The organism is Alkalimonas sp. (genome assembly GCF_020831925.1).
Taxonomy (GTDB): Bacteria; Pseudomonadota; Gammaproteobacteria; order Enterobacterales; family Alteromonadaceae; genus Alkalimonas.
Genome location: NZ_JAFIFQ010000029.1, coordinates 26,554 through 46,449, shown reverse-complemented (window position 1 = coordinate 46,449; position 19,896 = coordinate 26,554). Strand labels below are relative to the sequence as shown.

Sequence of the window (19,896 nt, the reverse complement as noted above, 5' to 3'; positions counted from 1 at the left end):
ATTCACTTCTTAAACAACGTTTGGCTGCACTCTCTGCTGCCGAGCATTTGCAAAGTATTGTTGGTATTCGCCGTGGTCTGGAGCGTGAGTGTTTGCGCATTCAACCCAATGGCACTCTGGCTGCTACGTCGCATCAAGCGGCCTTAGGGTCTGCTTTAACACATCCGCTGATTACTACGGACTTTTCCGAGACGCTGCTTGAGTTTATCACTCCGGTTTCAACCGATATTGATACTACCTTGGCGCAGTTAGCCGATGTGCATACCTTTACGCTCAAGCAATTGGCGGCTGAGCGTCTATGGCCGCTGAGTATGCCATGTTACATAGCACATGAAGATGAAATTCAGCTGGCGCAGTATGGTAGTTCGAATGTCGGCCGGATGAAAACCCTTTATCGTCAGGGCTTAAAACGTCGCTATGGCAGCATGATGCAAGCGATAAGCGGGGTGCATTTTAATTTTTCGTTCCCAACGGGTTTTTGGCCACACTTCGCCACAATTTCTGGTCGGACAGCTGCTGATCAGGCTTTTATTTCGGAGCAGTATCTGGCGCTGGTACGCAACTACAAACGTATGGCCTGGCTGATTGTGTATCTGTTTGGTGCCTCGCCCGCTCTGTGCGGCTCTTTTATCAAAGGCCGGGAAACCAGGTACCCATTTCAGCCGCTTGGTAAGGGGACCTTGTATTTGCCTTATGCCACCTCGCTGCGGATGAGTGATTTAGGCTATACCAACAGCGCGCAGTCACGGCTTAAGGTCACTTACAACTCGCTGGATGAATACATAGCGGGCTTGCATCAGGCTATTACTATGCCATCTGAGGAGTACGCCAGCATTCCTTGTGATGCCAAACAGGGCTATCAGCAGCTGAACAGCAACATTTTGCAGATTGAAAACGAATTTTATTCCACCATCCGACCTAAGCGCACCACCGAAAGTGGCGAGCGACCAACCTGCGCGTTGGCTGCACGCGGGGTCGAGTACATCGAAGTACGGGCACTGGATGTCAATCCGTTCAGTCCGGTCGGTATCAGTGCCGAGCAAATGCGCTTCTTGGATGTATTTTTGTGCTATTGCCTGCTGCAAGACAGCCCGGATTTAAGTCATGAAGAGCAGTTGGTCACCGAGCAAAACCTGAAAAAAGTGGTCACTGATGGCCGCCGGCAGAATCTGGAGTTATTGCAGCAGGGCCAGCCACGGCTGATGCAGGATTGGGCCGAGGAGATTTTTGCCGATTTAACCGATGTTGCTGCTTGGCTGGATCAGGCTCATGGCGATAGCAGCTATCAGGATAGTATCCGCAGCTTTTATGTAAGCCTGCTGGACCCGGCTAACACCTATTCTGGCCGTTTACTTGGCGAACTGCTTAGCAGTGGGCAGGACAACGGGCCTTATGCATTGGCATTGGCCGAGCAGTACCGTGGGCAGTTGTTGGCGCGAAGCTATCAGTATTACGATGAACAGAGCTTGCAGGCGATGGCTAAAGAGTCGCATCAGCAGCAAGCTGCGGTGGAGGCGGCCGATACCTTAAGCTTCGAGCAGTACCTGGACGACTATTTTGCGCCTAAGCCGTGTTCATTGGAAAGTGAGCACTAAAAAAAAGCGGTCACCAGGAGAGGGGTGACCGCGATATAGGATTGAAATCCAGGGAAACGTAAAACTTGATTTGCATCCTTGCACTTTGTTAGAAGCGAAGGGATTTATAAAGTTCAGATGAATACAAAAATTTTTTTAATCGGTAGTACTTTTTCTGCAGCGTTGTTGCTGACAGGTTGCAGTACCCCGCCACCGCAAAATAGCAGCAACATCTGTGATATTTTTAAAGAGCATCGCTCCTGGTACAAAGCGGCTGCCAATACCCGCGATAAATGGGGGGTGCCTATTCATGTGCCGATGAGCATGATGTTTCAGGAAAGTAGTTTCCGGCATAATGCCCGGCCACCGATGCGCTACTTTTTAGGTTTTATCCCTTATGGCCGTGCCAGCTCGGCTTATGGCTATTCCCAGGCAAAAACCGAGACCTGGGCCGATTACCAGCGCGAAACCAATCGTCGTTTTGCCAGTCGTAGCAACTTTGCCGATGCCATCGACTTTATGGGCTGGTACATGGATAAAAGCCATCGCATCAATGGTGTTTCCAAGTGGGATGCTTACAACCAGTATTTGAATTACCACGAAGGATGGGGGGGGTATCAGCGCGGTACCTATCGTAATAAAACCTGGTTGATATCAGTGGCGCGGCGGGTTGATGACCGTGCTCAGATGTATGCAACTCAGTTGGCCAGCTGCGAGAAAGAGTTGCAACGGGGCTGGTTCCGCCGTTTGATTGGCTTTTAAATTGGCTTGACCGCAGCTGTTAAACTGGCTGCGGGAGCTGCACTTAGTGTTCGCGCCGTTTTTTCGATAGTGGAAACAGACGGATGGTTTTGATCATGTTGTCCTGTACCTCGACAATTTCCATTTTATAACCCGCCAGCCTGAGACTCAGACTACCTTGAGGAATTTCTTCTAAATACTCCAGCACCAGGCCATTTAAAGTTTTGGGGCCATTGGTCGGGAAATTCAGTTGTAACTCGCGGTTGAGATCGCGCAGGTTAATACCGCCTTCCACCAGCACAGTGCCATCCGGCTGAGCGATGATTTCCTCGTGATTGTCATCGATGATATCGGTGGTGAAGTCACCAACTACTTCTTCCAGAATATCCTCCAGCGTCACCAGCCCCTGGATATCACCGTACTCGTCCACCACCAGTCCGATACGCTCTTTAGAAGCCTGGAACTTAAGCAACTGAGTGCTCAGCTGTGTGCCTTCCGGTATGTAGTAAATATCTCGTACAGCGCGTAATAAGGTGGCTTTGGTGAGCTGTTTTTTTAGCAGAGGGCGCACCAAGTCGCGGGTATTGAGAAAGCCGAGCGCATCATCAATGGTATCGCGGTACAGCAGCAAACGGCTGTGCGGTGAGTTGGCGAGCTGTCGTACCAGTTGCTTCCAGTCATCATTTACATCCAGGCCGCTGATTTCATTGCGTGGGATCATGATATCTTCCACCGTGGCGTGCTCCAGATCCAACACACCGACCAGCATGCTCTGGTGCTGCTCTGGGATCAGAGCGCCAGCTTCATGCACCACTGTACGTAACTCTTCGGCACTTAAGCTGTTGCCTTTGTGCTGCTCGGCGCTGATGCCAAATAGCTTTAAAAAGGTGTTGGTGACTTGATTCACCAGCCAAACCATAGGGTACAGCACTTTTAGTAATGGCTTTAAAATCACCGAGCTCGGAAAAGCCACCCGCTCCGGGTGCAAGGCTGCCAGGGTTTTCGGGGTGACTTCAGCAAATACCAGGATCACCAGCGTCAGGCCAAAGGTCGCAATAGCAATGCCGATATCACCAAACAACCGCAAGCCAATAACCGTCGCGATGGCTGATGCCGCGATATTGACCAGGTTATTACCAATCAGTATCAGGCCAATCAGCCGGTCTGGCCGCTTTAACAGCTGGCTGACGCGCAGTGCGCCTTTGTTTTTTTCATTCGCCAGATGCTTCAGGCGGTACGGATTCACCGACATCATGCCGGTTTCAGAGCCAGAGAAGTACGCGGAGATAAAAATAAGTACACCAAGAATAATAAATAAGGTACTGGTTGCTATCGCGTCCAAATCTGGGTTACCTGTGTGGCCTAAGGGAGTGTGATTGCATAGTATGTACGGTGCGCTGGCAGATGTAAAACATCAAAAAGCACCACTTAACAGCACTTCCCGCACAAAGCGACTGCCAAAGTAAGCCAGCGTCAGCAGCAGACTGGCTACCAGTGTCAGGCTGATGGCGGTTTTCCCCCGCCAGCCCAACCGGGCATGGCCCCAGCTCAGCAGGGCAAACAGTACAAAAGCCAGCAAACTGAGCACATTTTTGTGCAGGTTTTGTTTGCCAAGCCAGTCGCTGGTAAATAGGGCACCACTCAGTAGGGTGATGCCAAGCAGTACGGTGCCAATCAGCAATAAACGGAACTGCAGGACTTCGGCTTGCATCAGCGGTGGCAATTGCGAGGTCATGCTCAGCGCTTTGTGTTTTAGTTTGTAGCTGATGTAGCTGACTTGCACACTGTACAAGGTCGCCAGAATTAAAATCACATAAGCAATAAAAGCCACCAGGATATGCAGTAATAACAGCGGGTTTTGATCAATCTGTAGTAGCTGGGTGCCTTGTGGCAGTAGCAATACAGCCAGTTGCACCAGAGCAGCACAGCCATAGACCACAGGTAGCAGCAGCACTAAAGGAGAGCGAAGAGCAGTCAGCGTCACTGCCATAGTAATCAACCAGCTGACTAAAGAGCTGACATTAAGCAGACTGAAGTTCTGGCCATCGCTGGTAAATAAAGCGGCCGATAAGGAAATCGCATGCAGAGCCAGGCCTAGACAGGCCGCGCTGAAGGTGAGCTTAAGCGCCGGTCCGGCCGGGTGAAATAAACGGCTGAGAATAGTGCCTGCCGCCAGTGCATAAGCCAGCATGGCAAATAATGGCAACAACAGCGAATGCATGCAAAACTTTCCCTGAATTACAGTCAGATAGCCATTGTATTGCAACTTGTGCTGAATACCAATGCCTAATTGGCTCTGTGGCTGACGCCGCTGCTGGACTCAGGTATACTGAGAGCAAGCAACGCAATCTGGATGGACACCATGTTTGAGAATTTATCAGACCGCCTGACCCGCACGCTGAAAAACATCAGTGGTCGCGGGCGTCTGACCGAAGACAATATTAAAGACACTCTGCGCGAAGTGCGGATGGCACTACTGGAAGCCGATGTGGCATTGCCGGTGGTACGTGACTTTGTGGCGCAGGTCAAAGAAAAAGCCGTTGGTCTGGAAGTGAGCAAAAGCCTGACCCCTGGCCAGGAATTTATCAAAATTGTCCGCAAGGCATTGGAAGATGCCATGGGCGAGGCCAACGAAGAGTTGGCGCTGAATACCCAGCCACCAGCAGTGGTTTTAATGGCGGGTTTGCAAGGGGCCGGTAAAACCACTTCAGTGGCAAAGCTGGCGCGTTTTTTAACCGAGCGCAAAAAGAAAAAAGTATTGGTGGTCAGTGCCGACGTCTATCGGCCGGCAGCGATTAAGCAGTTGGAAACGCTGGCCAAAGAGGTTGGGGTAGAATGTTTCCCAAGCGATGCATCGCAACAACCAGTCGCCATTGTGAATGCCGCTATTGCTCATGCCCGTACCCGCTTGTTTGATGTGCTGTTGGTGGATACCGCCGGTCGCCTGCACATTGATGATGCCATGATGCAGGAAATTCAGGCGCTGCATGCCGCGGTTAAGCCGATTGAGACTTTGTTTGTGGTTGATGCCATGACTGGTCAGGATGCGGCCAACACCGCCAAAGCCTTTAACGATGCTTTGCCTCTGACCGGGGTGATCCTGACCAAGGCTGACGGTGATGCCCGCGGTGGTGCGGCCTTATCCATCCGTCACATTACCGGCAAACCGATTAAATTTATTGGTATGGGCGAGAAAGTCGATGCGCTCGAGCCATTCCATCCGGATCGGGTAGCGTCCCGCATTCTGGGCATGGGCGATGTGCTGAGCCTGATCGAGGAAATCGAGCAAAAAGTCGATAAAGACAAAGCGGCCAAAGTGGCGCAGAAGATGATGAAAGGCAAAGGCTTTAGCCTGGAAGACTTTCGTGATCAGTTGGGCCAGATGCGCAATATGGGCGGCATGATGTCGATGATGGATAAATTGCCTGGTATGAAGAACCTGCCTGCTAATGTCGCCGGCCAGATGGACGATAAACAGTTTATCCGGATGGAGGCCATCATCAACTCGATGACGCCAAAAGAGCGCCAGTTTCCGGATCTGATTAAAGGCTCGCGGAAAAAACGTATTGCCGCCGGTTCGGGCACCCAGGTGCAGGACGTCAATAAGATGCTGAAGCAGTTTACCCAAATGCAGAAGATGATGAAGCAGATGTCGGGCAAGGGTGGCATGATGAAGATGATGCGTGGCCTTGGCGGCAAGTTGCCACCTGGGATGCTGCCGCCCCGATAAGCCGCGAAACTCCTTGCAATCGGGGCAAAAATCCGTACAATGCACCAGCCCTCCGAACCGTCGGAGGTGTTGTTATTTTTTAAAACCTGAACGAAAACTTAGAGGACGGTATGGTAACTATTCGTTTACAACGTGGTGGCGCGAAAAAGCGTCCTTTTTACCAAGTTGTGGTTGCGGACAGCCGTTTTTCCCGTGATGGCCGTTTTATTGAGCGTGTTGGTTTCTTCAACCCAATCGCCAGCGGCACGGAAGAAAAACTGCGTCTGGACCTGGAACGCGTCGAGCATTGGGTTGCACAAGGTGCATCTTTGAGCGAGCGTGTTGCTAATCTGGTAAAAACAGCTAAGAAAGCTGCGGCTTAATTTAGCACTGTCTGTGGAGTTGTCGCTTGAGTTCGAACGATGAACTAATTCTGGTTGGCAAATTTGGTGCGGTGTACGGCATCAATGGCTGGCTGAAAGTGAACAGCTATACGGATTTCCCGGAAGGGATTTTTGATTATACACCCTGGGTAGTCAGTGTTCAGGGGCGTCAACAACAAATGCAGGTTACCAGCTGGAAACGCCATAGCAATGGTTTGATTGCCAAGCTGGAAGGGATCTCGGACCGTGATCAGGCGCAGCGTCTGGTCAATGCCGATATTGCCGTACCAACCAGTGTATTGCCAGCGCTTGGCGAGGGTGATTACTACTGGAAAGACCTGATGGGTCTGGCGGTGGTGAATGAAGCAGGCTATCACCTCGGTGAGGTCAGCGACATGATGGAAACCGGTTCCAACGATGTGCTGGTGGTGAAAGCCAACCGCACCGATGCATTTGGTAAGAAAGAACGGTTGCTGCCTTTTTTAACCAATACGGTCATTAAAGACATTAACCTGACTGAGCGACGTATTGTCGTCGACTGGGATCCCGCGTTTTAATGCCGGAATCATGCAAGCTTTGGGTCGGGGTTATTTCCTTGTTCCCAGAGATGTTTCAGGCAATTACGCAGTATGGGGTGACCGGACGGGCTTTGCGCCATGGGCTCATTGATGTGCAGTGCTGGAATCCGCGGGATTTTACCACGGATAAACACCGCACCGTCGATGACCGACCTTATGGTGGCGGACCTGGCATGTTGATGATGGTACAGCCACTCACCGACGCTATCCGCGCTGCTAAAGCAGCAGCTGGGGGCAAGGTGCACACCATCTACCTTTCGCCGCAAGGACGGAAGCTGGATCAACAAGGTGTGCAAGAGTTGGCACAGCATAGCAAGCTATTGCTGGTTGCAGGGCGCTACGAAGGCATTGACGAGCGCGTAATAGAAACCGAAATCGACGAAGAATGGTCGATAGGGGATTACGTGTTAAGCGGGGGCGAGTTACCGGCCATGACATTGATTGATGCAGTGTCACGCTTGGTGCCTGGCGTGCTTGGGCATGATTTATCGGCAGAGCAGGATTCGTTTGCATCCGGTTTGCTGGATTGTCCGCACTACACCCGGCCCGAAGTGTTGGCAAACAAAGAGGTACCGCCGGTTTTACTGAGTGGTCACCACGAGAAAGTCAGACGCTGGCGTCTGAAACAGGCCCTGGGTAGGACCTGGTTACGACGGCCAGATATGTTAAATTCCCTGGCTCTGACTGAGGAGCAGCAACAGTTACTGGCAGAGTTCCAACAGGAACACCAGACGCTGCAGCAGAAAGACAGTTAACTCCAGGTAAAGAGAGATTGTTATGAGCAAAGTAAGCCAAAACATCATCAAGCAGCTTGAAGATGAGCAACTGAAGCAGGACGTACCTGCTTTTGCCCCGGGTGATACCGTGGTGGTTCAGGTACGTGTTAAAGAAGGCGAGAAAACCCGTCTTCAGGCCTACGAAGGTGTCGTGATTGCCAAGCGCAACCGCGGTCTGCACTCTTCTTTCACCGTGCGTAAAGTATCAAACGGTGAAGGGGTTGAGCGTGTGTTCCAGACACACAGCCCGTTGGTAGAAGGCATCACCGTTAAGCGTCGCGGTGCGGTACGTCGTGCCAAACTGTACTACTTACGCGATCGTTCAGGTAAATCAGCGCGTATCCGCGAAAAGCTTAACTAAGCACTTTTTGCTGTACTCAAAAAGGCTGGCCTGCAAAGGCCGGCCTTTTTTGTGGGCGCCATCCAGAGTAGACACCGCTTCGGGCCAGCCGATTTTTGGTGCAGCAGGCTTGCGTCGCCGACATGGCTCTGGCACTGTATTGCTATGCAAGCACCTCTTCCCACCCCACAACTACATTTATTGCAAGGCCAGTTGGAAACCATGCTGCTGCAAAGCAGTGGCACTGTTACTGAGCAGCAGCTGTTGCAGCGTCTGGGCTTGCAGCTAACTAATGCACCTTCGGATCCGCAGTATGCGTTGTTTCAGCGCCATTTTGTGCTGCAGCATTTATTGTATTGCATTCAGCAGCAATGGCTGGTCGATGAAGTGGCCTGGTTGGACATTGGTCTGGCGAAAGTCGAGCTTTTACCATGGCTGGATCAGCAACTGTCGGCACAGGATCAAGGTCGGGCTCAGTACTATCTGGACTGGCAGAACTTCTACCAGATGGATGCTGCCACTCTGGCGCAGCAATTGGATGATTTCTGGCAGCAGTTTGCCAACCAGGCTGTGGTCTCAGCGCCGATGTTCAGCCGACAGCAAGCTTGTGAATTGTTGCAGCTCAATTGGCCTTGCCAGCTGGCAGTCTTAAAGCGGCAATACCGAACCCTGGCGCTGAAGCATCATCCGGATCGTGGTGGGGATGCCGAACACTTTGTCCGGATCCGGCTGGCCTATCAGCAGCTTAAAACTGCTTTGCGTTAAATCGGCCTTCTTGCCTTCCGTATGTACACTAATCATTACGATTTTATTTTTAGGCTCTCCCTGTGAAAGCCTTGCAAATAATGGCTTTTATGGGGTTGAACTTAACTTCCTATCTGGGTACACTGCCCACTATGTAATTAATTAAATACAAAGTGTACTTTTAAGTTTACGGGTGGTTGGGTCTGCTCCGATGAGACGGCATCAGCAGCCAACCTGCCATACACTTAGAGGTGCTTTTTAGGAGCTTTGACTATGACCACCCGTGTAGATGATCTGCGCATCGCCGCAGAAAGACCTTTAAGTCCGCCCAATGTGTTGAAACAAGCCTTGCCGCTATCCGAGCAAGGAGCTGTCTTTGTGCAGCAGTCACGCCAGATCATTGCCGATATTATTCATGGTCGTGATCCCAGATTGTTGGTGGTGACCGGCCCTTGTTCTATCCATGATCCTGTATCCGCGATCGAATACGCTGAGCGCTTAAAAGAGTTGCAGCAGCGGTACAGTGATAGTCTGTACATCGTCATGCGGGTTTACTTTGAAAAACCGCGCACCACTGTTGGCTGGAAAGGTTTTATCAATGATCCCCATCTGAACGATTCCTTTGATTTGGAAACCGGTCTGACCTGGGGGCGTGAGTTGCTGCTGAAGCTGATAGATATGGAGCTGCCAACCGCTACTGAGGCGCTGGATCCAATCAGCCCGCAGTACATGTCGGATCTTATTTGCTGGGCTGCCATTGGTGCCCGTACTGTCGAATCGCAGACCCACCGCGAAATGGCCAGTGGCCTGTCGATGCCGGTTGGTTTTAAAAATGGTACCGATGGCAATCTTGGTATTGCCTTAAATGCACTGCAATCGGCGGCCAGCCCGCATCGCTTTATTGGTATGAACCAGCGCGGTGAAGTGGCCCTGGTCGAAACCCAGGGCAACCCGGATGGCCATATCATTTTGCGGGGTGGAAAAAAGCCAAACTATGATGCAGCCAGTATTGCTGAGGCGGTTACGGCTTTGAATAAACTGGATTTGGCTACCGCCATAGTGGTGGATTGCAGTCATGGCAACTCCAATAAAGATCACAACCGTCAGGGACTGGTTGCCAAAGAAGTGATTGCTCAGCGCCAGGCAGGTAATGCCGCCATTATTGGTATTATGCTGGAAAGTCATTTACATGCCGGGCGGCAGGACATCGTGAATGGCAAAGCACCTTTGTATGGTGTGTCAGTTACCGATGCCTGCATTGATTGGGAGACCACGGCTGAGTTATTGGCGGACTGTCATCTAAGCATGCAATCGCTGGTGGCTGCGGCATGAGTCAGACGCCAGAGCAACAGGCACTCACGCCGTTGCGTCAGCAGATTGATGCCATTGATACCGAGCTGGTGCAGCTGTTGGCCCGTCGCGCTCAGGTGACCGCCGAGGTAGGGCGGGTTAAACAGCAGTTTGGTTTACCTGTTTATATGCCAGCGCGCGAGCAGGCCTTATTGCAAGCAAGGCGAGAGCAAGCGCAGCAGCATGGCTTGTCAGCCGAGCTGATCGAGGACGTATTGCGCCGGGTGATGCGTGAATCCTATCAGACCCAGGAGCACAGCTTTGTTTGTTGCCGGCCAGGCGGAGGCAAAGTGGTGGTGGTCGGCGGCGCCGGCGCTCTTGGCAGCCGCTTTGTTAGCTTGTTTCAGCGCTCTGGCTATCAGGTTGAGGTGCTGGAAGCCGACGATTGGCCTAAGGCACCACAGCTATGCCAGGACGCAGCCCTGGTCCTGTTGGCAACGCCTATTACCCTAACGTGTCAGCTGATTGAGCTGTTACCTGAATTGCCAGCCGATTGCCTGCTGGCTGATATCACCAGCATTAAGCAACAACCGCTGGCTTGTATGCTGGCAAAGCATGCTGGTCCAGTGCTGGGGCTGCACCCGATGTTTGGTCCTGATGTCAGTAATCTGGTGAAGCAGGTGATTGTAGTGTGTGGCGGCCGCTTTGCGGAGCGCTCGGACTGGCTGCGTCAGCAACTGGTGGTCTGGGGCGCTGAATTGGTTGAGCAAAGTGCCGAAGTACACGATGAACGTATGCAGCTGATCCAGGGCATGCGTCACTTTACGTCCTTGGTGTATGGCGTGCATCTGGCTGAAGAAAACGCTGAGCTCAGCGAGTTGCTTGCGCTAAGCTCGCCAATATACCGGTTGGAGCTGGCGATGATAGGCCGTTTGTTTGCGCAAAATGCCGAGCTTTATGCCGATATCATGCTGTCTTCGGTTCAAACATCGGAGTTGCTTGAGCGCTACTTACAGCGTTTTTCGCAGGTGCTGAGTCTGGTACAAAGCGCCGATAAATCGGCGCTGATGGCCGAGTTTAATAAAGGCAAGGCCTATTTCGGTGAGCTGGCCGGCCAGTTCCTGGATGAAAGCCGGCAATTGCTGCAAAAAGCAACCGATGGCAGAAGCTAAGCTTATCAGGCTTAGATGTCTGTCAGTTGGTAAAAGTCACGGATCACGCGCCAGGCTTGTTCTGGCGTATCAACAAAGCTAATCAGTTTCAGATCGCTTGAACTGATAACTCCGGTCTCGACCAGCAAATCAAAGTTGATCAAGCGCCGCCAAAAGGCTTCATCGTACAACACCACAGGCACCGCTTCGGCCTTTTTGGTCTGCAGTAAGGTCAGGGTTTCAAACAACTCATCCAGAGTACCAAAGCCACCAGGAAAAGCCACCAGAGCACGAGCTCGCTGTAAAAAGTGCATCTTGCGAATGGCAAAGTAGTGAAACTGAAAGCAAAACTCCGGCGTAATATAGGGGTTGGGATGCTGCTCTTTTGGCAGCACAATGTTCAGACCAATGCTGGCACTGCCTGCTTCCATCGCACCTCTGTTAGCAGCTTCCATAATACCGGGGCCTCCGCCACTGATAATGGTTAACTTTTCTTGTGGCTTGCGTTGGCTGTGCTCAGCGACCAGATAGGCAAAATCCCGCGATGCCTGGTAGTAACGGCTATTGTTCAGATCGCGCTTGGCCTGTTGTACACGCTGTTGCAGCTTCTGGTCTGTAGGTGTGGCGTTAAGGGCGATTTCTGCTTGCTCAAGCGCATGCCTGGCATCTTCCGGAGCCAGAAAGCGGGCACTGCCAAACACCACCAGAGTAGCATCAATACCGTGCTGCTCAAGCACCAGTTGTGGTTTCAAGTATTCCAGCTGTAACCGTACATGACGCAATTCATCCTGCAACAAAAAGTTGTGATCGGCAAAAGCCAGGCGGTAGGAGGCATGATCCTGCAATTGACTAATGGCATCTACGGAATCCTGTGCACTATTAAAATGACGCCGATGCAACCCATTGTGGTGGTGATTGGACATAATGACTCCTGATAAGTGGTTGTTTTTCAAGCAAGCAAATACCCTAAAGAATGCGACCTGCTTTGATTTAAACTAAGATTAACGTGCATTGAGTTGTGTCACAATGATGCAATCACAACCAAAAGGATTGTAGCAGCCAGATGATGACCGATGGATTAATGGCGCTAGGCGCCCTTGGCCTTATTTTGCTGGGCATGGAATGGATGACACTCGGCCTGAAAAAAGCAGCTGGCAATAACCTGGTTACAGGCTTGCAGCGCTGGACCGGGAAGCCGTTCCATGGCTTGCTGATTGGAACGGGTGCCACTGTGGCGGTGCAGTCATCCACCGCGGTGACCGTCACCACGATTGGCTTTGTCAATGCCAACTTGCTGTCGTTGCGCAATGCTGCCTATGTGATTTACGGCAGCAATGTTGGCACTTCCTTTACCGGCTGGTTTGTTGCCCTGGTAGGACTGCAATTTAAAATTGATGCACTGGCACTGCCGCTGATTGGCATTGGGATCTTATTAAAGTCATTTGTGAAGCAACGGGGTTGGCAAGGCAGTGGTCAGGGCTTGGCTGGTTTTGGCTTGATGTTTTTGGGCATTGGCCTGTTAAAAGACAGCTTTGATGCGGCTTTTGTGAATATTGAGTTTGGCTGGTTGGTGCAGCTTGGCATCCTTGGCATCCTGTTGGCAGTGCTATTAGGGACCTTACTTACCACCATTATGCAGGCATCAGCGGCGGTGATCGCGCTGGTGATTACCGCCGTTGCCAGTGGCGTAGTGCCACTGAGTCTGGGTGCTGCTTTTGTCATTGGTGCCAACCTTGGTACCACCTCCACCGCTTTATTATCCGCTTTAACTGCCACAGCTAAAGCCAAGCGGTTGGCCATGCTGCATTTGATTTTTAATGTGCTTACCGCTGTAGTGGCCTTATTGCTGCTACAGCCTTTACTTTGGCTGTTGCTGTGGTTGCAGCACCAGTTGTTTGATGTACACCATGCGGCTTTTAGTCTGGCCTTGTTTCATACCTTGTTTAACCTGCTTGGTGTGTTGCTGATGTGGCCGATCAGTGATCGGTTGGTGCTGTGGTTAAATGGTCGTTTTCGTCGTCAGCCCAGTGACCGTTTGCGGATGCTGGATCAGTCCAGTTTGGCCATACCAGCGCTTGCACTTAAAACTCTGACCATGGAACAGCAGCAGGTGTTGCAGCAGTTATGCCGCTTGGCTGGTAGCATGGATCGTAAACCCGTGGAGCAGTCCGTGCTGGATGAGCTGCGTCAATCGCAACGTACCATTGCTCAGTTCAGCAGTCAGCTAGGCCAGCAGCCGCTGCAATCGGGTGAGTCCGATTTATTGAATGCGTTGGCAAAAAGTCAGCTGAGGGTCGAGCTCTTGTTGCAAATGCTGCCTCAGCTGGAACATCGCTTTGAGCATGACCGAGCCGGCATTCGGTTAGAGGCTGAGTTCTGGCGTCAATTGGCTACCTTGAATTTACCCGCTGGTGCCGGACAGATCTCTGGATTGTATCGCGAGATCAGTCGGTGGCGGGTTGAACAGAAACAACAGTTGGTAGCACCTGAGCAGTTAAATGCTGCTTTGCATAGTGGGCAGGGCGGAGAGTGGTTGCTGCGGCTGGCTGAGCTGCGCCGCTTTGATCATCACCTCACTAAGGCGATGTTGGGGGTAGCCCAGATCCAGCAACACTACGAGCGGCAGCAAGCGGCTGTCCCCACTGAAACAGAATCAGGAGAACTTCATGCCAGTTAATGCGCAACTCACTTTTATCGGCGGAGCCGGACAAGTCACCGGCTCTTGCTATTTGGTGGATTTAAACGATAAAAAAATACTGCTTGATTGCGGCATGGTGCAAGGCAGCGATCAAATCCGCGAGTGGCACAAGTTCCGTTTTCAGTTTCGGCCAAAAGATATTGATGCGGTGATTTTATCCCATGCTCATATTGATCACAGTGGCTTGTTGCCCTTACTGGTTGCCAAAGGCTTTCATGGCAAAATTTACTGCACCAAGGGCACCGCTGAGTTACTGCCGGTCCTGTTAAAAGACTCGGTGCATTTGTATTTGAAAGATCTGGAGTGGAAAAACAAACGAGCTGCGCGGGCCGGTAAAAAGGAAATACAACCGGTGATGCAGTTGAGCGATGCCGAACGGGTGGTGGATTTATGCGAACCTCAACCCTACAACAAACGGCTGGTGCCGATGCCGGGTATGGAACTGGAGTTTAACGATGCCGGTCATATTCTCGGCTCGGCCATTGTGCAGCTATGGCTAAAAGGCAAGCAAGGCATGCGGCACCTGGTATTCTCCGGTGATCTGGGCAATCCTGCCACTGTGCTGATGCACGATCCGGCGCAGATTGATCACGCCGATGTGGTACTGATGGAAAGTACCTATGGCGATCGCAATCATCAGGATGTGGAGCACACGGTAGCGGAGTTTGCGGCTGCGCTCGACGCCGCCTACGATGCGGGCGGCAATGTCTATATTCCAGCTTTTGCTTTGGGCCGTTCGCAGGAAATTTTGTACTATCTCGGTGTTTTGTATCATCAGGGCAAGCTAAAACAAAAAGTGGTGTTTTTAGACAGCCCAATGGCGATCAGCATCACTGAAATTTATGACCGCTTCTTTCACAGTATGGACCCAGATGATACCCGCATTCTGAAGCAGCAAAATGTGCGCGATCTTGCCTCTTTCCTGCCTATTCTGAAACTATCGGAAACGGTGGAAGACTCCATGGCCATCAACCGCTTTAAACAAGGGGCTATCATTATTGCCGGCAGTGGCATGTGCAATGGCGGCCGCATCGTTCACCACTTTAAGCACAACTTATGGAAAAACTCCAATCATCTGATTTTTGTTGGCTTTCAGGCACAGGGCACTTTGGGACGACGGCTGGTCGATGGAGAGCAGCGCATCAAGCTGTTTGGTCAGGATATTGTCGTTAAGGCCAAAGTACACACCATAGGGGGCTTTTCCGCCCATGCCGGCCAAAGTGAACTGTTGCAGTGGGCTAAGGCCATTGGTGGCCAGCCAAAGTTCTGGTTGGTGCATGGTGAAAGTAAGGCACAGCAGGTGTTGCAGCAGGAAATGGCTGCACAGGGTTTGGAAGTCGACATAGCGACGCAAGGACAACAAATCAGCCTTTAATGGAAACGGCAGGTTGTCCGATTTAAACGATGAAATATTTATGACGCTATTGCCAAAGTCGTTTGGGCTGGTTATTATGTGCGCACTTCGAAAGGCAAGACATCCGAAAGGGTGATCACGCAAAGCTTCAGATCTAACGGAAACGCAGTTTCCCATGATAGCTGGGCTGCCATTAAGCGTCGTCCTGACCTTAATGTGAACTGCAACAGCAGTAGTCATATCGACCTTTCGCAAGCACAAGCTAATCACCATTCAATGATGAATGGATTCTGACTAATTACTGTTTTGGAGCCAGAAAATGAAATTGAAATTTGTAGCTTTAGCGTCTGTTCTTGCAGCCACTGGTGTGTTCAGCTCACAGGCCCAGGCCGATCAACAGCTTGCTGTTTCTATCTGCTCATACGTTGCAGCGGATAGTCGCAACGATTTACGTAAAACTTTGAGTGATCACCGTCTGCGCCTGCGCAACGTCTACGACGGTATCCTGTGTGATGGCTTGCCACTGGTGCGTCACGCCATTCGCCACAACGCGAACGACACTGCGGATTTTATCATCCGTCAGTTGCCAGGTAGCCAAGTTGCTTCTTCTGGTGATATTGAATGGGCAGAAAGCAATGGTTTCTCTGGCTCACCGGTCATTGAAGCTATCCGCGCCCGTGCCAATAGCTAATTTTTGAATTCACCCTCCCTGTTTATTTAAGGCGCCTGATTGGCGCCTTTTTTTATACCCAAGTAATCGCAAGATGCGAGCTTCAAAGTCGCTGGGTGCCTTGCATTGAAAGCGACCAGCGGCTCCCGCTGATATCCGCATCTATATTGCAGCTTACGCCGGTACTTGCGTTGGCTGAATATCTTCACTGGGATAACAGCCCAGTACCTTGATAAACTTGGTAATACGGTTTAATTCTTCCAGCGCCCGGGTCATGGCATAATCGTTGGCATTGGCCAGCACATCGACGTAAAACATCTCTTCCCATGGGTTGCCTGGAATTGGTCGTGATTCTAATTTAGCCATGCTGATACCATGACGTTTTAATACCGTTAATGCATCCACCAGCGCTCCCGGTTGTTGCCCGGTAAACATAATGAAGGTGGTTTTGGCAGGAATGGCTTTGGCAACGGTCACTGCTTTGCGGGCGACTACGATAAAGCGACTGACATTGTCCTTTTGATTGGCCAGATCGCGTGCCAGAACTTCCAGGCCATAAATTTTACCGCCAGCTTCACCGCCAATAGCAACGATGGTTGGATCTTGCTTTTGCTGGACGCGCTGAAAAGCATCGGATGAGCTATCGCAATACTCGACCTTGATATTGGTAAGCCCAAGCAGGAACTGACTGCATTGAGCAATAACCTGGGGGTGTGCACAAATCTGGCGAATTTGATTCAGTGGCGCGCCTGACAAACCCAGCACACAGTGATCGATTGGATGCGTGAGCTCACCGACAATGGATAAACGGGTGTGTTGCAGCAAGTCATAGACTTCGTTGATGCTCCCCGAGGAGGTATTCTCAATCGGTAATACTGCATAATCGGCATGGCCGGTTTCAACCGCCTTGATGATCTCGTTAAAACTGTCGCAGCCAATATCAATGATTTGCTCTGCCCGGCGGGTAAAGTATTTTTGGGTAGCCCAGTAACTGTAAGAGCCCTGACCACCAAGATACGCTACTTTGACTGAGGGTCCCTGCATGCCACGGAGCTCGCCTTGTAGTTTGGCTTGCTGCTGTAGTACGGAGTCTTCGATGATCACATGAAACAAGCGGGTAACGTAGTGGGCATCCAGCTCTAATGCTTTGCCGCTCTCAATCAACCGTAGCAATAGCTCTTCTTCGCGCTGTTGATCACGGATGGGTTTATTCTGGCTGATCTTTGCTTCGGCAACCGCCAAAGCCAGTTTGCGGCGCTTTGCCAGCAATTGCAGCAACTCCTGATCAGTATGTTGGATTTGTTGTCGTACTTCAGTTAGTTCCATGACGGATCATCCTCGTTGCATTGTTGTTATTTGATAGCAAAAAAAAACCTCCCGTCGGGGGAGGTTTTTGGTGTTCTGCACGCGCGCAACACTACCTCCCAGGTCGGGTGGTAAAAAAACGAAAAAAGAGTGCGTTGGCATGATAGCGTTTCATTCTGTTTTTTTATCAGTCTGGATGGCTAAAGTCAACTGCTAATGTGCTGGTCGCAGCAGCAAACGGTATTTTTCCGGACCAGGCAGAAAAGCTAACTCCTGTTCGTGCAGCCAATAGTGATGATCGGCCCGATAAAATGGCGACAGCGGATGACCGGACTGACCCGTTGGTATCGTCAGTATGCCGAGCTGTTCAAAGCCGGGGGCAACCACCATACGTTGTGATTGACCAAAGCCAGGTCGCTGTACGCGCGGCATATGGCTATCACCGGCCAGTGGATCGGCGGGCATATTCAGGTAACGTCCAAGCAACGGCACGGAATTTGCCAATGGATGCCGAAAGCGCGCCCGGTTTTGCTGGCCCCAACTCAACTCATTTAATGTATGCTGTTCAACGGATAACTCAGCATAGCTTTGTAGCACAGCCGCTTGCAATAAATCATCCCAACTACCAAAAGCCGCTGGTAAGGTATCGTCCCGCCGTTGTTGCAGCATCTGCCAGCCAGGAGCTGCTAATGGGTATTTCAAATGGTAGCTGTACAATCCTTCAGACTCTAGATAAGCACTGAGTGGTGCGAACATCAACTGCAGCGTTTTTAGCCGAAAGGCACGCACCAGGGTATAGCCGATGGCATCGGTGGCGGCATAGTCACTGCTGGCCGCAACTTCCTGTTGATAGCTTTGCAGCTGATGCTGCTGGATAAACTGCGGGCTTAGCTGCTCGAGCAACAATTGTCGCCAGGGCCTTAGCATTTTTGCCTGATGATCCAACTGAATAGCGTGCAGATCCTGTTCAGTAAACTGCGTTTTGGCCAGCAAGCGTTGCTGAATCTGCCAGCCTCTGGCTCCCATGTCATAACCACCATTACCAAGCAGTTGATAAGGGTGGCCGCCGACTACCCTGGCATTGGCAGACCACAGCCGATGCAGCTCTGGATTGATTAATTTCGGGTGTTCATCAGCAGCCAGATAACCAAGCCAGCTATTATCGCCGGTACTCCAGTCCTGTGGTGTGTTCCAGTCAGTGATTTGGCGTCTTGGTATCGGGCCCATAAGGCCCCAGCCAATTTGTCCCATTGAATCCGCTACTAGTAAGTTTTGCGCTGGTATGCCCGCCATTGGAGCGATGCGAAGTGCTTCTTGCACCGTTCGGGCTGTCTCCAGTTGCATTAGCTGCATATTGACAGCTTCGCTATCATAAGCAACCCAGCGAAGTGCATAGCGCGGTTGCCCGGGTGCAGCCGGAAGCAATGGGCCCCATTGTGTTTCTTTAAGCCTAAGCTGAGTTGCTGCCTGGCCTTTGACTTCAATCACTTCGTCATACCAGATAAAATCTTGCCAACCATCAGGCGTAAGGTATTGTTGGCCGTCTTCACTCAGTTGCAGGGCAATCACATCGTGCCAATCGGCGGTGCTGTTGGTAAAGCCCCAGGCGATATGGCCATTGCTGCCTACCACCATGGAGGGTGCTCCAGGCAAGGTTAGTCCGGTAACACGTTCTGAGCCATGATCACTTGGCCAGTGCAGATCCGCTTTGTACCAGGTGGCAGGGACCTGGATGCCAAGGTGCATATCATCGGCCAGGATAGCACTGCCATGCTCGGTCAAAGCGCCAGCCACGGCAAAATTGTTGCTGCCAATATCGACACTGTCTTTGATGCCACAATCACGGCAGGCGGTTGCTTGTTGGCGCAGCACCTCTGGGTAGGGGGATAAGGGCATCGTTACTGCGGGCTTGGTGCTACCATCTATGGCGGCTTGATAGTCCTCATGATGCTGCTGCAAGAAAGCCAGCCAGTCCGCAGGAATGGCCTTGGCTAAAGCATCCATCGCCAGCTCATCGAAGCCATGTCCTCGTTGCAACTCAAGGTACATACTGAAAATGGTTAACAACGAGTCCTCCTCGCGCCATGGCTCAGGCTTGGCTTGCAACAGGAAATACTCAAAAGGGCGAACAGTCAATTGCTGCAAACCATCATTGACGCCCTGACTGTAGGCAGTGAGTAACTGCAGTTCTGGCAGGGGTAGTTGCAGCAAAATATCACTTGCCCGATTGCGAAAACGATGTTGCCGTAACTCCAGGTCGGCGCTCAGGGCAAGCGGCCCAAACAAGGCGGATAGTTCGCCGGCCGCATTACGACGCAGCAAATCCATCTGAAAAAAACGTTCCTGGGCATGGACAAAGCCGAGCGCATAAGCGGCATCTTGCCTTGTTTGTGCCTGGATTTGGACGTAACCGGTATGATCACGGCTGATCAATACCTCATCTGCTACCCGAACCAGCACTTCGCCCTGATACTGGGGCAAACTGGCACGCAGCAACCAATAAACTGTTATAACAGCGACCAGAACCAGCAGCAGTAAGCCACCAAATAGCCATTTTAACCAGCGCATGTGCTAAACTCTTTG

General features: G+C 51.4%; 18 protein-coding genes and 1 riboswitch. Of the genes, 13 read left to right on the top strand and 5 right to left on the bottom strand.

Going from position 1 to position 19,896, the window contains the following annotated elements; all coding sequences use genetic code 11:
• A partial coding sequence (gene gshA, locus JJU14_RS10515; RefSeq protein ID WP_366914892.1) for a glutamate--cysteine ligase occupies positions 1–1,595 on the top strand: 1,595 nt, incomplete at its 5' end.
• A gap of 117 nt (positions 1,596–1,712) precedes the next feature.
• Complete coding sequence (locus JJU14_RS10510) at positions 1,713–2,336, top strand: hypothetical protein (protein WP_228613293.1); 624 nt, start codon at positions 1,713–1,715, stop codon at positions 2,334–2,336.
• A 43-nt stretch (positions 2,337–2,379) separates the two neighbouring features.
• On the opposite strand, the gene JJU14_RS10505 is transcribed toward JJU14_RS10510, so the two are convergent.
• Positions 2,380–3,657, bottom strand: coding sequence for an HlyC/CorC family transporter (locus tag JJU14_RS10505; RefSeq protein ID WP_228613291.1), 1,278 nt, complete (start codon positions 3,655–3,657; stop codon positions 2,380–2,382).
• Between the two features lie 72 nt (positions 3,658–3,729).
• Positions 3,730–4,536 (bottom strand): cytochrome c biogenesis protein CcsA, encoded by an 807-nt coding sequence (gene ccsA / locus JJU14_RS10500; RefSeq protein WP_228613289.1) that lies wholly within the window; start codon positions 4,534–4,536, stop codon positions 3,730–3,732.
• A 141-nt stretch (positions 4,537–4,677) separates the two neighbouring features.
• Here ccsA and ffh point away from each other — a divergent pair, with 141 nt between their 5' ends.
• The 8 genes from ffh (at position 4,678) to tyrA (ending at position 11,307) form a co-directional block, all read left to right on the top strand.
• Positions 4,678–6,045 carry a signal recognition particle protein gene (ffh, locus tag JJU14_RS10495; protein WP_228613287.1) on the top strand — a complete coding sequence of 456 codons (1,368 nt, stop codon included), beginning with the start codon at positions 4,678–4,680 and terminating at the stop codon, positions 6,043–6,045.
• A 110-nt stretch (positions 6,046–6,155) separates the two neighbouring features.
• A complete protein-coding gene (gene rpsP, locus JJU14_RS10490; protein WP_228613285.1) occupies positions 6,156–6,407 on the top strand; it encodes a 30S ribosomal protein S16 in 252 nt (83 codons plus the stop codon).
• 26 nt (positions 6,408–6,433) lie between these two features.
• Entirely contained in the window at positions 6,434–6,964 is a 531-nt protein-coding gene (rimM, locus tag JJU14_RS10485) for a ribosome maturation factor RimM (RefSeq protein ID WP_228613283.1), read from the top strand.
• Entirely contained in the window at positions 6,964–7,740 is a 777-nt protein-coding gene (trmD, locus tag JJU14_RS10480; protein WP_228613281.1) for a tRNA (guanosine(37)-N1)-methyltransferase TrmD, read from the top strand. Before rimM ends, trmD begins: the two co-directional genes overlap by 1 nt.
• Before the next feature lie 22 nt (positions 7,741–7,762).
• A complete protein-coding gene (gene rplS, locus JJU14_RS10475; protein WP_228613278.1) occupies positions 7,763–8,122 on the top strand; it encodes a 50S ribosomal protein L19 in 360 nt (119 codons plus the stop codon).
• 144 nt (positions 8,123–8,266) lie between these two features.
• Positions 8,267–8,866 (top strand): DNA-J related domain-containing protein, encoded by a 600-nt coding sequence (locus tag JJU14_RS10470; RefSeq protein ID WP_228613276.1) that lies wholly within the window; start codon positions 8,267–8,269, stop codon positions 8,864–8,866.
• 252 nt (positions 8,867–9,118) lie between these two features.
• Complete coding sequence (locus JJU14_RS10465) at positions 9,119–10,177, top strand: 3-deoxy-7-phosphoheptulonate synthase (RefSeq protein WP_228613274.1); 1,059 nt, start codon at positions 9,119–9,121, stop codon at positions 10,175–10,177.
• Positions 10,174–11,307, top strand: a complete 1,134-nt coding sequence (tyrA, locus tag JJU14_RS10460; RefSeq protein WP_228613272.1) for a bifunctional chorismate mutase/prephenate dehydrogenase — start codon at positions 10,174–10,176, stop codon at positions 11,305–11,307. Before JJU14_RS10465 ends, tyrA begins: the two co-directional genes overlap by 4 nt.
• A gap of 11 nt (positions 11,308–11,318) precedes the next feature.
• Here the strand turns inward: tyrA and JJU14_RS10455 are convergent, their stop codons facing one another.
• On the bottom strand, positions 11,319–12,209 hold the full coding sequence (locus tag JJU14_RS10455; RefSeq protein WP_228613270.1) for a TIGR00730 family Rossman fold protein: 891 nt from the start codon (positions 12,207–12,209) through the stop codon (positions 11,319–11,321).
• Positions 12,210–12,349: 140 nt separating this feature from the next.
• On the opposite strand from JJU14_RS10455, the gene JJU14_RS10450 reads away from it, so the two are divergent.
• The 3 genes from JJU14_RS10450 (at position 12,350) to JJU14_RS10440 (ending at position 16,029) form a co-directional block, all read left to right on the top strand.
• Positions 12,350–13,963 (top strand): Na/Pi symporter, encoded by a 1,614-nt coding sequence (locus tag JJU14_RS10450; protein WP_228613269.1) that lies wholly within the window; start codon positions 12,350–12,352, stop codon positions 13,961–13,963.
• Positions 13,953–15,359 (top strand): MBL fold metallo-hydrolase, encoded by a 1,407-nt coding sequence (locus JJU14_RS10445; protein WP_228613267.1) that lies wholly within the window; start codon positions 13,953–13,955, stop codon positions 15,357–15,359. The genes JJU14_RS10450 and JJU14_RS10445 overlap by 11 nt, the downstream gene beginning before the upstream one ends.
• A gap of 83 nt (positions 15,360–15,442) precedes the next feature.
• Positions 15,443–15,533: riboswitch (cyclic di-GMP riboswitch) on the top strand.
• A 124-nt stretch (positions 15,534–15,657) separates the two neighbouring features.
• The gene (locus JJU14_RS10440) at positions 15,658–16,029 is read left to right on the top strand and encodes a DUF3718 domain-containing protein (RefSeq protein WP_091337817.1); all 372 of its coding nucleotides are present in this window, start codon (positions 15,658–15,660) and stop codon (positions 16,027–16,029) included.
• A gap of 153 nt (positions 16,030–16,182) precedes the next feature.
• On the opposite strand, the gene JJU14_RS10435 is transcribed toward JJU14_RS10440, so the two are convergent.
• A complete protein-coding gene (locus JJU14_RS10435; protein ID WP_228613265.1) occupies positions 16,183–17,334 on the bottom strand; it encodes a chorismate mutase in 1,152 nt (383 codons plus the stop codon).
• Between the two features lie 192 nt (positions 17,335–17,526).
• Positions 17,527–19,881, bottom strand: a complete 2,355-nt coding sequence (locus JJU14_RS10430) for a penicillin acylase family protein (RefSeq protein WP_228613263.1) — start codon at positions 19,879–19,881, stop codon at positions 17,527–17,529.
• Positions 19,882–19,896: the final 15 nt, after the last annotated feature.

Excerpts from the sequence above, each read along its gene's own strand:
- JJU14_RS10510 (WP_228613293.1), top strand. The coding sequence starts at position 1,713 with ATGAATACAAAAATTTTTTTAATCGGTAGTACTTTTTCTGCAGCGTTG.
- ccsA (WP_228613289.1), bottom strand. The coding sequence starts at position 4,536 with ATGCATTCGCTGTTGTTGCCATTATTTGCCATGCTGGCTTATGCACTG.
- ffh (WP_228613287.1), top strand. The coding sequence starts at position 4,678 with ATGTTTGAGAATTTATCAGACCGCCTGACCCGCACGCTGAAAAACATC.
- rpsP (WP_228613285.1), top strand. The coding sequence starts at position 6,156 with ATGGTAACTATTCGTTTACAACGTGGTGGCGCGAAAAAGCGTCCTTTT.
- trmD (WP_228613281.1), top strand. The coding sequence starts at position 6,964 with ATGCCGGAATCATGCAAGCTTTGGGTCGGGGTTATTTCCTTGTTCCCA.
- rplS (WP_228613278.1), top strand. The coding sequence starts at position 7,763 with ATGAGCAAAGTAAGCCAAAACATCATCAAGCAGCTTGAAGATGAGCAA.
- JJU14_RS10470 (WP_228613276.1), top strand. The coding sequence starts at position 8,267 with ATGCAAGCACCTCTTCCCACCCCACAACTACATTTATTGCAAGGCCAG.
- JJU14_RS10465 (WP_228613274.1), top strand. The coding sequence starts at position 9,119 with ATGACCACCCGTGTAGATGATCTGCGCATCGCCGCAGAAAGACCTTTA.
- tyrA (WP_228613272.1), top strand. The coding sequence starts at position 10,174 with ATGAGTCAGACGCCAGAGCAACAGGCACTCACGCCGTTGCGTCAGCAG.
- JJU14_RS10455 (WP_228613270.1), bottom strand. The coding sequence starts at position 12,209 with ATGTCCAATCACCACCACAATGGGTTGCATCGGCGTCATTTTAATAGT.
- JJU14_RS10450 (WP_228613269.1), top strand. The coding sequence starts at position 12,350 with ATGATGACCGATGGATTAATGGCGCTAGGCGCCCTTGGCCTTATTTTG.
- JJU14_RS10445 (WP_228613267.1), top strand. The coding sequence starts at position 13,953 with ATGCCAGTTAATGCGCAACTCACTTTTATCGGCGGAGCCGGACAAGTC.
- JJU14_RS10440 (WP_091337817.1), top strand. The coding sequence starts at position 15,658 with ATGAAATTGAAATTTGTAGCTTTAGCGTCTGTTCTTGCAGCCACTGGT.
- JJU14_RS10435 (WP_228613265.1), bottom strand. The coding sequence starts at position 17,334 with ATGGAACTAACTGAAGTACGACAACAAATCCAACATACTGATCAGGAG.
- JJU14_RS10430 (WP_228613263.1), bottom strand. The coding sequence starts at position 19,881 with ATGCGCTGGTTAAAATGGCTATTTGGTGGCTTACTGCTGCTGGTTCTG.